General features: G+C 52.7%; 12 protein-coding genes. 8 read left to right on the top strand and 4 right to left on the bottom strand.

The genetic code is table 11. The features are described 5' to 3' along the window. Positions 1-72 precede the first annotated feature (72 nt). The 3 genes from NYE29_RS14935 to NYE29_RS14925 all read left to right on the top strand — a co-directional run bounded on the left by NYE29_RS14935 (position 73) and on the right by NYE29_RS14925 (position 5,682). Positions 73-777, top strand: coding sequence for an ABC transporter ATP-binding protein (locus NYE29_RS14935; protein WP_340896562.1), 705 nt, complete (start codon positions 73-75; stop codon positions 775-777). Next, entirely contained in the window at positions 774-3,305 is a 2,532-nt protein-coding gene (locus NYE29_RS14930; RefSeq protein WP_340896561.1) for an FtsX-like permease family protein, read from the top strand. The genes NYE29_RS14935 and NYE29_RS14930 overlap by 4 nt, the downstream gene beginning before the upstream one ends. Before the next feature lie 184 nt (positions 3,306-3,489). Next, positions 3,490-5,682, top strand: a complete 2,193-nt coding sequence (locus NYE29_RS14925; protein ID WP_340896559.1) for an alpha-galactosidase — start codon at positions 3,490-3,492, stop codon at positions 5,680-5,682. A gap of 101 nt (positions 5,683-5,783) precedes the next feature. On the opposite strand, the gene NYE29_RS14920 is transcribed toward NYE29_RS14925, so the two are convergent. The 4 genes from NYE29_RS14920 to NYE29_RS14905 all read right to left on the bottom strand — a co-directional run bounded on the left by NYE29_RS14920 (position 5,784) and on the right by NYE29_RS14905 (position 8,845). Beyond that, positions 5,784-6,479, bottom strand: coding sequence for a helix-turn-helix domain-containing protein (locus tag NYE29_RS14920; protein WP_340896557.1), 696 nt, complete (start codon positions 6,477-6,479; stop codon positions 5,784-5,786). Positions 6,480-6,506: 27 nt separating this feature from the next. Next, positions 6,507-7,478 carry an EamA family transporter gene (locus NYE29_RS14915; RefSeq protein WP_340896556.1) on the bottom strand — a complete coding sequence of 324 codons (972 nt, stop codon included), beginning with the start codon at positions 7,476-7,478 and terminating at the stop codon, positions 6,507-6,509. Positions 7,479-7,493: 15 nt separating this feature from the next. Beyond that, positions 7,494-7,946: an Lrp/AsnC family transcriptional regulator gene (locus NYE29_RS14910; protein WP_340896555.1), complete on the bottom strand. Its 453-nt coding sequence runs from the start codon at positions 7,944-7,946 to the stop codon at positions 7,494-7,496. Between the two features lie 332 nt (positions 7,947-8,278). Next, complete coding sequence (locus NYE29_RS14905) at positions 8,279-8,845, bottom strand: GbsR/MarR family transcriptional regulator (protein WP_340896554.1); 567 nt, start codon at positions 8,843-8,845, stop codon at positions 8,279-8,281. A 197-nt stretch (positions 8,846-9,042) separates the two neighbouring features. Between NYE29_RS14905 and NYE29_RS14900 the strand changes: the two genes are divergently transcribed. From NYE29_RS14900 to NYE29_RS14880, 5 genes are read left to right on the top strand one after another with little or no spacing between them, the layout of a single operon-like run. Next, complete coding sequence (locus NYE29_RS14900; protein ID WP_340896553.1) at positions 9,043-9,948, top strand: carbohydrate ABC transporter permease; 906 nt, start codon at positions 9,043-9,045, stop codon at positions 9,946-9,948. Between the two features lie 32 nt (positions 9,949-9,980). Next, the gene (locus tag NYE29_RS14895; RefSeq protein ID WP_340896552.1) at positions 9,981-10,823 is read left to right on the top strand and encodes a carbohydrate ABC transporter permease; all 843 of its coding nucleotides are present in this window, start codon (positions 9,981-9,983) and stop codon (positions 10,821-10,823) included. Positions 10,824-10,856: 33 nt separating this feature from the next. Continuing rightward, positions 10,857-12,203: an ABC transporter substrate-binding protein gene (locus NYE29_RS14890; RefSeq protein WP_340896550.1), complete on the top strand. Its 1,347-nt coding sequence runs from the start codon at positions 10,857-10,859 to the stop codon at positions 12,201-12,203. 48 nt (positions 12,204-12,251) lie between these two features. Then, positions 12,252-13,037, top strand: a complete 786-nt coding sequence (locus NYE29_RS14885) for an HAD family hydrolase (RefSeq protein WP_340896548.1) — start codon at positions 12,252-12,254, stop codon at positions 13,035-13,037. After that, positions 13,034-13,375, top strand: coding sequence for a DMT family transporter (locus NYE29_RS14880; protein WP_340896546.1), 342 nt, complete (start codon positions 13,034-13,036; stop codon positions 13,373-13,375). The genes NYE29_RS14885 and NYE29_RS14880 overlap by 4 nt, the downstream gene beginning before the upstream one ends. Positions 13,376-13,408: the final 33 nt, after the last annotated feature.

Raw genomic sequence — 13,408 nt, 5'->3', positions numbered from 1 at the left:
GATTTCAGACACTGTCCAGTTAGAATTGTCTGATATCTTAAGAGCATCAAAGATTATGGAGGATGAATCACCATGCCTATATTAAAAATTGAACACCTCAAGAAATATTATGGCAAAGATCCGCAGACGACAGTTAAAGCGCTGGACGATGTCTCTCTGTCTGTAGAAAAAGGCGAGTTTCTGGCCATTGTCGGCACCAGCGGCAGCGGAAAAAGCACCCTGCTTCATATGCTCGGCGGCCTGGACCGGGCCACTGAAGGCAAGGTGATTGTGGATGGGAACGATATCTTTGCGATGAGTGATGAGAAATTGACGATTTTTAGACGCAGATCGGTTGGTTTCATCTTTCAAAGCTATAATCTGGTACCGATTCTGAATGTGCTCGAAAATATATTGCTTCCTATAGAACTGGACGGCGGCAGAATTGATCAGAAATATCTGGATGAAGTGATCCAGGCCCTCGGACTTCAGGGGAAAATCCACAATCTGCCGTCTAACCTTTCCGGCGGGCAACAGCAACGTGTTGCGATTGCCAGAGCGCTGGCAACTAAACCTTCCATTATTCTGGCTGACGAGCCTACAGGGAATCTGGATAGCAAAACGAGCCAAGAGGTTCTTATTCTGCTGAAGCAGCTAAGTGAGAAATTCAATCAGACCATTGTCATGATTACTCATAATGAATCCATCGCCCAGACTGCCGACCGGATTATTAGAATTGAAGATGGACGCATTGTTTCCGGCAACGAGACGGTATCCACCAGGGTTAAGACGTTATGATCACAACCAACAACCGCAAAATTGTAAACCGCCTTGCTCTAAAAAGCCTGAAAGCCAATCCCATGCGAAATCTGGCTGTAATCTGCGCGGTCATCCTGACTACACTGCTCATTACCTCCATCTTCACCATGGTCTTAAACATCAACAAATCGATGGAATTAGCCCAGATGAAAACGGTTGGCTCTGACTTCCACGGAGGCTTCAAATATCTGGCGCCGGCACAGGTCGAAGCGCTGAAGAAACATCCCTCCATTCGGGAATACGGAGTCACACTTAAAGCTGGAGAGTTAACAAATGATGTGTTCAAGGATAGTCGGGTAGAGGTCTTACGGATGGATGAGAACAGCGCAAAGCACGGTTTTATAACATTCATTGAAGGCGGGCTGCCTGCCGCAGAAAATGAGGTTGTGCTAAACACCTGGGTGATGGATAAGCTTGGCATCAGGCACGCGCTGGGCCAGCGGGTTGTTCTGGACATAGATACCGGGGAACGTGTGATTCAGCAGGAATTTATTGTTTCGGGGTACTATTACGCGGACAGAAACCTGGCCATGTCGGGGCTGGCTTTGGTATCGGAGTCTTTTGTAAACAAGAACCTGTCCTCTATCGATCCGGTGAAGTCCAAAGCTGACGGTTCTTATGTGAATACCTCCGAACTAAGTGTGATGTTCAGCAATGCCGTCGATATCGAAAAAAAGCTCAATAAGGTACTCAAGGACACAGGTGTAGATGCTCCAATCGGAATAAACTGGGCCTACACAACCTCCTCCCTTTCAGATAACATCATCAAATTTGTTCCCTATATGGGAGTCATTCTCATTATCATGCTCAGCGGATATTTGCTGATTTATAATATCTTCTACATATCGGTAGTGCGGGATGTCAAATTTTACGGCCTGCTGAAGGCAATCGGGACCACGCCGCGACAACTCAGGAGGATTATTATCAGTCAAGCGCAGCTGCTGTATATTATCGGTCTGCCGTTTGGCCTGGCTTCTGGTTATGGTATTGGCCGCTGGTTGACCCCATTGATTAGTAACGCATCCGAGGGTTCTATGGAAACTTCCTATTCAGCCAGCCCTTGGATTTTTATTGGGGCTGCCGTGTTCTCCTACCTGACGCTTTGGATCGCTGCCAGCAAGCCGGGACGGATGGCCGCACGGATCTCCCCGGTGGAAGCGGTCAGATTCGCAGGCGTGAGCGTAAAACGGCGGATGAAGAAACGCTCGACACGCGGGGCAAAGCTTTACAGTATGGCCTTCTCCAATCTGTTCCGCAATAAAAAGAAGCTGTTTCTTATGCTGACCTCACTCTCCTTAAGTATGGTCTTGTTCAGTGTTATCTTTACCGTGATTTCATCGCTCGATGTCAATAAGTACCTGGAGACTTATATCGCCGGTGACTTTGTAATCCACAATAACGCTATTGTGTATACAGAAGGCGAACAGGCCGGAGATCCTTACAAACTTTCGGAAGCGTTCAAAAGTACTCTGGATAAGATTGACGGAGTGGAACAGGTGGACAATGTATATTATAAATTCGAAAAATACACTTTGGATGACACGATACGCGCTACACTGAAACCTCAAGCAGAGGTACTTAAACCCGAACCTTTCCTTGTACAAACTCTTAAGAATAACTTCATTATGCTCGATCTGTACGGCATTGATGGCGGCTGGTATGATCTGGTGCAAAAGGATGTTATTGAAGGAACCTTTGATAAACAGAAGTTCGCTTCCGGTAACTATGTGCTGGTGACAGAGGCTATGATGCATGGGGAAGATAATTATGAAACTTATTATCATCCCGGTGACTCTATCAAATATCCGGGTCTGGGAAAGAGTTATGAAGTCATGGCCGTTTTAGAACTTGATGCCCTTTATGCAGCAACTACTCATGCATATCCAATCTATGGATACAACACCTTCCTTCCCGCCTCAGAATTAACCAAGGAGCTGCCGGCGGGAAGCAATCCGCCTATGGGGTTGTCAGCAACAATCCACGCCGATCCGGCCAAGCTGAGCAGTGTTGAACAGGAGGTTAAGTCCATTGTAGCTTCAAGTGATGAGCTGGGCTTCAAATCAAGAGAAGATTACAAGGAGGAGCTGGGCTCGTTTATCCGCATTTTCCAGACGGTCGGCTACGGTCTCAGCTTTGTCATTGCGCTCATAGGCGTCCTCAATTATATCAATACCGTCATTACCGGGGTTATTACCCGCAGAAATGAATTCGCCTTACTGGAGAGCATCGGTATGACCAAGCGGCAGCTGAAAAAGGTTCTGGTCTATGAGGGAATGTACAATGTCCTGCTAACCGTGGCGATCACCTCCACCTTAGGCCTATTTCTGACTTACATCATTTCCAAAAACATAGCAGATAATATGGCCTTTACGGTCTACCACTTCAGCTGGCTGCCGTTTGTTCTGGTCATTCCGGTCCTGGCTGCTATTGCGTACACTGTAACGCTAAGCTCCTACAGCCTGCTGACCAAGGCAACGGTTGTTGAAAGATTGCGGCAAGCAGAATAATCTCTAACGATGAAGCAGATCCGGGCAGCCGGGTCTGCTTTTTAAGCTCAGTCCCTTTATCCAATTGCAAAAGAGACTACATTCCTCCATATTCATTCTGCATTCCTCCATACGTTTGAATGCGAAACAGACTTATAATGAGGCTGTCTCATTACTTCAGCATCCACCTTAGGAGGTTATTTCCTTGTCCATTCATTATGATGCGAAGCTGCAAATCTTCCATCTGCAAACTGAAAATACCAGTTATGTATTCGGCCTGGCCCGCGGTACGTATCCCCTACATCTGCATTGGGGCAAAAAAATCCGCAGCTCTGCCGTTTCTGATTTATTCGATCCCGGAGCTATGGGCTTCAGCAGCACCGTTGATCCGGCAGAGCCTTCGCTCTCCCTGGATACCCTTCCCCATGAATATCCGGGCTATGGTTCGGGCGATTTCAGGGAACCCGCTTATGTAGCTGAGCTGGCCAACGGCACAACGGTCACGGAGCTGGCTTACGTGTCCCACAGCATTCTCAAAGGAAAACCGGCGCTGGAAGGCTTGCCGGCTGTATACGCTGAGACTGAAGAGGAAGCCGAAACGCTACAGCTGGTGCTGGAGGATTCACTTGCCGGTCTTCGGACCGAGCTGTCTTACACGGTCTTGAAGGGTTTCGATACCATTATCCGCTCGGCCCGGCTGATCAATACCGGAACCGGCCCGCTTAAGCTGAACCGGGCCTTGTCCCTGGCGCTCGATTTCCCGCATGATGAATTCGAGCTGATCCATCTTTCCGGCTCCTGGGCCCGGGAACGCCATTTGGTCCGTGCCCCGCTGCGCAGCGGAAGTCAGGGCATCGACAGCAAACGCGGAGCGAGCAGCCATCAGCAGAACCCCTTCCTGGCCCTGCTCTCCCCGAATGCCGGGGAAGACAGCGGAGAAGCCTATGGCTTCAGCCTTGTCTACAGCGGCAGCTTCAGTGCCGGGGCCGAGGTGGACCAATACGGGTCCACCCGGGTCACGATGGGCATCAACCCTTTCGGCTTCCGCTGGCTGCTTGAGCCGGGCGAAAGCTTCCAGACGCCGGAAGCTGTGCTTGCCTATTCCGATGCGGGGATCGGCGGCATGTCCCGTATTTACCACCGCTTGTACCGTACCCGTCTGGCAAGAGGGCTGTACCGCGATGAACCGCGTCCGGTACTGATCAACAACTGGGAAGCCACCTATTTCGGCTTCGATGCGGACAAGATCGAAGATATCGCCCGTGCCGGACAAGCGCTTGGCATTGAGCTGTTCGTGCTCGACGACGGCTGGTTCGGCCGCCGGGACGATGATTCCACTTCCCTGGGAGACTGGTTCGTGGATAAACGCAAGCTGCCGCAGGGCCTGTCCGATCTGGCGGAACGGGTGAACCGGCTTGGCATGCAGTTCGGCCTCTGGTTCGAGCCGGAGATGGTCTCCCCCGATAGTGAGCTGTACAGCGCCCATCCGGATTGGTGCCTGCATGTGCCAGACCGCAGACGCAGCCAAAGCCGTAATCAATTGATCCTCGACCTGTCCCGGCCGGAGGTCTGCGACTACATTATAGATGCCGTTAGCAGCGTATTGTCCTCGGCTCCGATCACTTATGTCAAATGGGATATGAACCGCCATATGACGGAAATCGGCTCCGCGTCGCTGCCGCCCGGGCGCCAGGGGGAAACTGCCCACCGCTATATGCTGGGGCTGTACCGGGTAATGGAAGAAATCACATCCAGCTTCCCGCATGTGCTGTTCGAGAGCTGCTCCGGCGGCGGCGGCCGGTTCGATCCGGGCATCCTGCACTACATGCCGCAGACCTGGACCAGTGACAATACCGATGCCGTAGAGCGCCTCAAGATCCAGTACGGCACAAGTATTGTCTATCCGGCCAGCGCCATGGGCGCACATATCTCGGCTGTGCCGAACCATCAGGTTCACCGCAGCACCCCGCTCTCCATGCGCGGCGATGTGGCGATGTCCGGCAACTTCGGGTATGAGCTGGACCTGACCCGGTTCACCGAAGAGGAGCAGGCGGAAGCGGCTGCCCAGGTTGCCTTCTACAAAGAAATCCGTTCGCTTGTTCAGCAAGGGGATATGTACCGGCTGCTTTCGCCGTTTGAAGGCAATGAAACGGCTTGGATGTTCGTAGCCGAGGACCGGTCCGAGGCATTGGCCGGCTACTTCCGTGTACTGGCCGGACCGAACACCGCCCGCCCCCGTCTCCGTCTTCAGGGTCTTGATCCGGACAAGGATTACGTGCTTAAAGAGACCGGCACCGTATACGGCGGCGACCGCCTGATGTATGCTGGCCTGCTGCTTCCCGAGCTGCATGGTGACTTCCAGAGCAAGCTGCTGCATTTTGTTGCAGTAACAGCATAAGTTATCGCCAAACAAACAGGCCCGCGTAGGATGCGAGGCCTGTTTGTTTGCAATCGAGAACAACTAACCTAATTTCATTCCTTGCAGCCTGCGGACCTGGCTTATTTGGCATACAAACGGGCTGCGCATTCATCCAACACCTCTTGGCTTAGAAATGGAGCAAGTTGCAGCAGTGTCCCTGCCTCTTTTTCAGTAAATGCCTTACGGGCGCATTCACTCAGAACTTCTTCACTGAGAAAGGGGGCCAGTGCTACAAGATTGCCGATTGGCCCGATCTCTATCACCTTCCTGGCGCATTCATCCAGCACTTCATCACTCAGAAAAGGAGCCAGCGCCACCAGGTCGCCGATTGGCCCGATCTCTATCACCTTCCTGGCGCATTTATCCAGCACTTCATCACTCAGAAAAGGAGCCAGCGCCACCAGGTCACCAATCGGCACATTGGCCTTTACATGCTCAAACACCTCTTCGATTTGTTCCGTCTTAAGCAGAGGCGCAACTTCCAATATTTCTATTGCAGATACCTCATGCTGATGCAGGTAATCCTCAGTTGCATTTTCCAGCACACTTGTTAGGATCGCTGTCCCCCTACCCTCTTCCAGAATCTCTTCAATAGAGACATTAAAGATTTCAGCCAGCTCCGGGAGCTTAGAGATATCGGGCATGCTTGCGCCCCTCTCCCAATTGCTGACCGCCTGATAGCTGATTCCCAGCTTATCCGCGAGTCCCATTTGCGTGAGCCCTGCGGCCCCTCTTAATTTAACGATATTCCTGCCTACCTTTAGCATATCGAACATGTTACCACCCCTTCAGCTGTGATGTCCTCAGTGTATCGATTGCTGCTGATTTTGCATATCAAGTGCTGCTTGAGTTCTTGCCTTCTGCGGCCTGCCGCGGAAAACGGTCACCAAAATTACAGCAGCGATAATGATAACGGCAGCGGTCAGGGTGTTCACGGTTAACTGTTCGCCTGCGAGCAGCCAGCCCAAGAATACGGCGACTATCGGGTTCACGAACGCATAGGTCGAAACCAGGGTAGCATCGGCATTTTTGAGCAGCCAGATGTAGGCCGTGTAGCCTATAATCGAGCCGAAGACGATTAGATAACCCAGAGCTGCGTACGAACGGAGGGAAATGGCCGGAATGTCCATCTTGGACCAGTCGCCGGTAAAGAAGGAGAAAACCAGCAGCAATGCGCCACCTGACAGCATTTGCGCAGCCGTTGACATCAGCGGAGAATCCGGTATCCGGGCGCTGCGTGAGTACATGGAACCTGCCGCCCAACTAAGGGAAGCTGCCAGCAGGGTAATAATGCCGATCAGGTCGGTTGCAGTGCCATTGTCTCCCTGCCCCGGCTGGAAGACCAGCACGGCGATACCCAGCAGTCCAAGCACAATCCCGGCGATAACGCCGGGATTTGGACGTTTGCCGCCGCGGCCAAACCACCCGAACAGCATCATCCAGACGGGCACCGCAGCGACGATCAGAGAAGCAATAGATGAAGAGACCCTTTGCTCCGACCATGCCACCAGTCCATTGCCTCCAAGCAGCAGCAGTGCGCCGACGATGGCCGAAGACCGCCACTCGCGTCCTGCCGGGCGTTTAGCACCGCTTAATCTGGAAATGACATAGAGTACAGCTCCGGCCACAAAAAAGCGGATTCCGGCCATCAGAAAGGGCGGCATGGTCTCTATCGCGACCTTCATGCCGACATAAGTTCCTCCCCAAAATAAATAAACAGACAACAACGCGATGCCAACCGCGTATACTGAATTTGCCCTGGCTTTCTGCTTCACGCACTACCACCCTCTCTATATTCCCTTAATGCCATTTTCATATAATGTAGATAAAATAAAGGTCGTCGAGGTTTCCTTGATGCCGGGAATCCGGAGAATTTCATCAAGCAAAAGGGTAAGCTGCTCCGGTGAGGTCACCCTCACTTTTAACAGCATGCACCACTCTCCCGCCATCCGCTGGCATTCTAGAATGCTCACACCCGGGATTTGAATGCTGATGATTGGGTCTGCCGCATCCCGGAAACTTTGGCTGACAACCTTCACGGAGATCATGACCTTGATTTTCTGATCCAGCTTGCCCCAGTCCACAATGCCTCTGTACCCTTTGATCACACCGCTTTTCTCCAGCTTGCCGACTCGTTGATGCACCGAGGGCCGCGAGATATGCAGCAGCTTGCCAATCTCTTCATGGGACAGTCTTCCGTTCTCTTCCAGCAGCTTCAGAATTTTGATATCCAGTTCATCCAAAGGAACCGCCTCCTGGGCAATATTATAGCATGATTTATTCCGATAATAACTAATCGTAATAATCAAGGCCCATAATCAAACGAACCGTTATCTTTGCAAGCATTTATTTTCTTTATCGTTAATCGAAGAGCCATAACAGGGCCAGAAAATGACGATTCGTAAAGCTGTTTTCACGCGCAAAAAAGCCCCCTCAGTGCAGCTGGCAGCAAGTGATTCCCGCTTTGGTGCTACTTGAGAGGAGAGCGTTCAGCGCCCGCGGGCCGATATACTCACAAAGCTCAACCTATATGGCTCACCTGCTGTACAGTTGCCGCATAACTGCCGTTCAGCCTCTACTCCCTGCCGGGCAGTCCGGCCCCGCCAAAGAATTCCCCTTCCTCCAGCCCCGACACAAACCGCTGCAGCCAGGCATAATATTCTCCCGCATGCTGGAGCTTGTCCAGGTCCCGCAGGCAGGCCTGCCGTTCCTCTTCAGGAGTGTCCTCCGCCTGGATCAGCTCCTGGAGCTCTGGCATCACCGTACCCATCGCCTCCTGCATGACATCAATTTCCCGCTGAAGCTTCAGGGTGAAGAAGTTTTTGAATGCCTGAAAAAAATCAGTCTCGGCTACATACAGCTCCTTCCGCTCACGTTTCTCGTCCAGCTTAGTCACCATCCGGGAAGCGATCAGGGAGCGGACGCCGTAGCTCATATTGCTTTTGCTCATATTCATGACCTGCTTCATTTCCTCCAGCGTCATCGGCTTGTCCTCAAAGAACATAATCCCGTATAGCTGCCCGTAAGAATAATTCGCTCCATATAAATCCATCGTCTGCGCTATCGCATCAATCATCGGTCGCAGCAGTTGCTCCCGTGGTGATAAATGCTGGTTGTCCTCGCCAAATGCGGCCTGCTTCATTCGCTGCACCTTCACTCTTTTTTAGAATTGTTCCCTCTACATTACACAATACTGAAGCTTCGTTACAGGTTTTCTGCAAATTTTACACAACTTCCGAACGATGTTTACTTCCGCTTAACCACGGGCTTGTCTCATGAGTGTACAATTTTTTTTGAACAGAGGAGCTTTCCTCTGCATTATACCGCAAAATCAAGCTGATGGAATGGGGTATCGGAACGAAAATGACACGCTCAAAGGTTATTAACGGCTTGAAGCCCGTGCTGTTCACGCTGCCGGCGATGGTACCGTTCGTTCTGTTCTGGCTGGCGCCGCTGTTGTATGTGCTGTATCTCAGCTTCACAGAATGGGACTTTATGAGCCCGGAGAAAACTTTTGTCGGACTGCAAAATTATGCCGATCTTTTCAGCAACCCGGCCTTTTACAAAGCGCTGAGAGTGACCGCGCTCTTCTGTGCGGGCAGTGTGCTGCCGATCATTCTCCTGGGACTCGGACTCGCGCTGCTGATGAACCGCAAGCTGAAAGGCTCCGCACTTTATCAGGTGCTGCTGTTCTCGCCATGGGTCACGCCAACCGTCGCTGTATCCATTGTCTGGTCGTGGATCTATGAGCCTGAGGTCGGCCTTGCCAATACGGTGCTTGATTTCCTCGGACTCGGGAAAATAGGCTGGCTGCAGGACCCCAAATGGGCGCTTGTGGGAGTCCTCCTGGTGACCATCTGGAAATCCGTGGGCTGGGCGATGATCTTTTATCTGGTGGCACTGCGGAATGTGCCTTCAGACCTGCTGGAGGCCGGAGAGCTTGATGGTGCAAGCGCTGCTCAGAAGTTCTTTCGCATCACTCTGCCGCTGATCTCGCCAACCACCTTGTTTCTATTCGTGGTACAGCTTATTCAGGCCCTTCAGGCCTACGATCAGATCAACGTGCTGACCCAAGGCGGCCCCTCCGGCTCCACCCGCACGCTGCTGTATCTGTATTATCAGTCCGCCTTCGAATCCTTCCAGATTGGAGAGGCTTCCAGTGTAGCTGTTGTCCTTGTCATCATCTGCATGCTGCTGTCCGTATTCTCATTCGGCATCAGCAAACGGACGACCCATTATCAATAATCCGTACATTTTCCAAGAGGAGGTCTCACCGCTTGCGTATATTCACACGGCTGGGCGGACCGGCCCGTCATCTTTTTTTTGCCACGCTTGCCCTGCTGATGGCTTTCCCGTTCTACTGGATGGTCACCAGCGCGCTGAAAACCAATGATGAAATCTGGCGTTCCCCGCCTACACTCTGGCCTGAAGTGCCGCTCTGGGGAAATTTTGCCGCAGCCTGGAATGAGGCCCCGTTTGCAAGATACATGGGCAATAGCATTTTCGTCGCCACTTCCATCGTCATTCTGCAGATCATCAATTCCGGCATGATGGCCTATGCGCTGACGCATATGAAATTCCGCCTGAAGGGGATTTTTGCCGGAGTGATCCTGTTCGGTTATATGGTTCCGGCTACAGCGGTCTACCTGCCCGGCTATCTTGTGCTGTCCGAGCTGCACCTGCTGAATTCCTACGGCGGCCTGATTCTCTCCAACTCTGTAAGCATCTTCGCGATCTTTCTGATCCGGCAAGCGTTCCTGCAGGTATCGCATGAGCTGGTGGAGGCCGGTGAAGTGGACGGCGCCTCGCATATGCGGATTCTATGGACGGTGCTGGTGCCGGTTACGAGGTCATCCTTTGCCGTGCTGGCGCTGATTACCTTCATTGATCAGTACAACAATTATTTCTGGCCGATGCTGATTACCAAAGACCCTGACCTGCAGTTAGTCTCCGCTGGCCTGCGCAGCTTTTTCGTGGAAGGGGGTGCATACGGATTACAATGGCCGCTGATCATGGCCGCCAGCGCCTTCACCATCGCCCCGCTGCTGCTTGTCTTCCTGCTGGCGCAGAAAACGATTATGCAAAGTGTCAATATGACGGCAGGCTCCAGTAAAGGCTGAATCTTACATTTTTGAACAAAGAGGAGAATGATGATGAACGTATTTAAAAGGTTGTCGGCGGTATCTATGATTGCCGGATTCACAGTGCTCACGGCTTGCGGCGGAAATTCCGCTTCGGACAACGTTACGGCGGGAGGCGGTGCCTCCGCAGCTCCAGCGGCAGACGCCCCTCCAGCCCAAAGCGAACCGGTAACCATTGAATTCTGGTATGGCCTTGGCGGCAAGCTTGGCGAGAATATGGAATCGCTCATCCAAAAGTTCAACACCTCCCAGCAGGAGGTCATCGTCAAAGGCATCGTACAGGCAGACTACAGCGAAACCGAGCAGAAGCTTCAGGCGGCCATTGCTACCGGACAGGTTCCTGCAGCCGTGCTCTCCTCCAATATGGACTGGGCGCGTAAGGGATATTTCTCTCCGATGGATGAGCTGATCACCCAGCAGCCGGATTTTAATAAAGAGGATTTTGTCCAGACCTTTCTGAACCAGGGCCAGGTTGACGGCAAGCAGTATTTCCTTCCGATGTACGGAACGACACAGATTATGTATTACCGCAAGGATGCTTTTGAGAAAAGCGGTATCGATGCCAGCCAGTTGAAGACCTGGGAAGACCTGGCGGCAGCCGCTGGGAAAATGGCCGTTAAAGACGGCGGCAAAACAACCTTCTTCGGATGGGAGCCGATGTGGGGCTCCGGCAACATGATCGATGCCGTCCTCAGCAAGGGCGGCAGCGTTCTCAGCGAGGATGGCACCAAAGTAACGATCGACTCTCCGGAGTGGATTGAAACCTGGGATCTGTTCCGCAAATGGATTCACGAGGACAAAACCATGCGCATCCACTCCGGCGGACAAGGCTGGGAGTACTGGTACAAGACCATTGACGATGTGATGAAAGGCCAAGCGGCGGGCTATATTGGCTCCAGCGGAGATCAGGGTGATTTAGATTTCAGCATCGTCTCCGCAATGGAGCAGCCGGGCTGGGCCGGAGTTGGCGAAGGCAAGCCTGTGGCACAAGCGATCATGGCCGGTATTCCTGCCAAAGCCGGGGATGACGAGAAGCTGGCAGCGATGAAATGGCTGACCTACTTCACGAACTCCGAGAATACCGCCTTCTGGTCAATCAACACCGGATATATTTCCGTCCGCCAGTCTGCGCTTGAAGATCCGGCATTCGTCTCCTTCAGCGAGACCAATCCGCAGATCAAAATCCCGTTAATGCAGGCGTCCCACGCCTCTGCCCCCTTCCAGGATCCTACCGGCGGCAAAATCAATGATGCGCTGACCATTGCTGCGGACAAGGTGCAGATTGAAAATATCCCGGCGGCTGAGGCCCTGAAGGAAGCGCAGCAAGCTGCCCAGGCTGCACTTGATAAAGTAAAATAAGGAGTAACATTATAAAACGTGAATTATTAAATCTAAGGGGGCGGCAGCATGCCTGAGCTCATCACTCCGCAAGGGGAACATTCCATATCCGCGATTCTGTTCGACAAGGACGGCACACTGCTGCAGTTCGTTTCCCTGTGGGGAAGCTGGGGCGAGTGTTTCCTGGGACAGTTCACCCGGCAGCTGGAACAACGCGGCCTCCAATTCCCGGTTCAGTATCTGGCCTCCCTGCTGGGAACCGTTCACGATGCTGAGGGTAGAATTACAGACTATGACCGGAATGGTCCCTTGGCCATGGGGACGATGAGCGACCTTTATGCCATTCTGTCCTGGCAGGGTTACCTGCTAGGCTTATCCTGGGCCGAGTCCAAGGAACTGGTAGAGCTCTGCCGTCAGGAAGCGGATGTAATGCTGGAGCGCAGCCGCCCGGTGCTCCCGCTTCCCGGCCTGCTCCGGTTCCTTGACGACTGCACAGCCAAGGGCATTGCTCTGGCTGTAGTGACTGCCGATGAAACAGCGGCAGCCGAAAATCACCTCCGCTGGCTCGGTATCCAACATTATTTCTCTGCCGTGATCGGTACGGATCAGGTCGAGCGGGGCAAGCCGTTTCCCGATATGGCGCTGCTCGCCTGTGAGCGCCTTGGGGTACAACCTGCCGGGGCCGCCGTGATTGGCGATACGAACGGCGATATGCGGATGGCTAAGGCCGCCGGGGCAGCTGTAGCCGTCGGGATTGCCGGCGCAGCGGATATATCAGTGCACGGCCTTTTGCCGGATGCAGATTCTCTGGTGCAGTCCTATGCAGAATTAAGTATTGGAAGGAATACAAGGTGAGGGCCGAAGGGGTGTGGGCCTGGATTTTTCTCGCGCTGGCGATTCTGTTCGAGCTCTCGGGAACCATCTCTATGAAAATATCCCATGGGTTCACCCGGCCCTGGCCCTCCGTGCTGATGTTCCTGTTCTATGGGATCAGCTTCACCTCGCTGAATGTGGCGCTCACCTCGATCAAGGTCGGGGTAGCTTATGCGGTATGGTCAGGTGCAGGAATCATCCTGATCTCCGTCGTGGGGGCGGTGTATTTCGGAGAGCGGCTGACACTGTCCTCCCTATTATGGGTGACTGTGATTGTGGCCGGCATTGTGGGCTTGAACATTAGTGCCAAGGGGCATTAACAGAGTTCTATTCATAAAGTTTGCATTCAGTTT

The sequence above is a fragment of the Paenibacillus sp. FSL M7-1046 genome (genome assembly GCF_038007405.1).
Lineage (GTDB): Bacteria > Bacillota > Bacilli > Paenibacillales > Paenibacillaceae > Paenibacillus_AQ.
The sequence above is the reverse complement of the archived record's forward strand: the minus strand, read 5'-3'. Positions and strand labels throughout refer to the sequence as shown.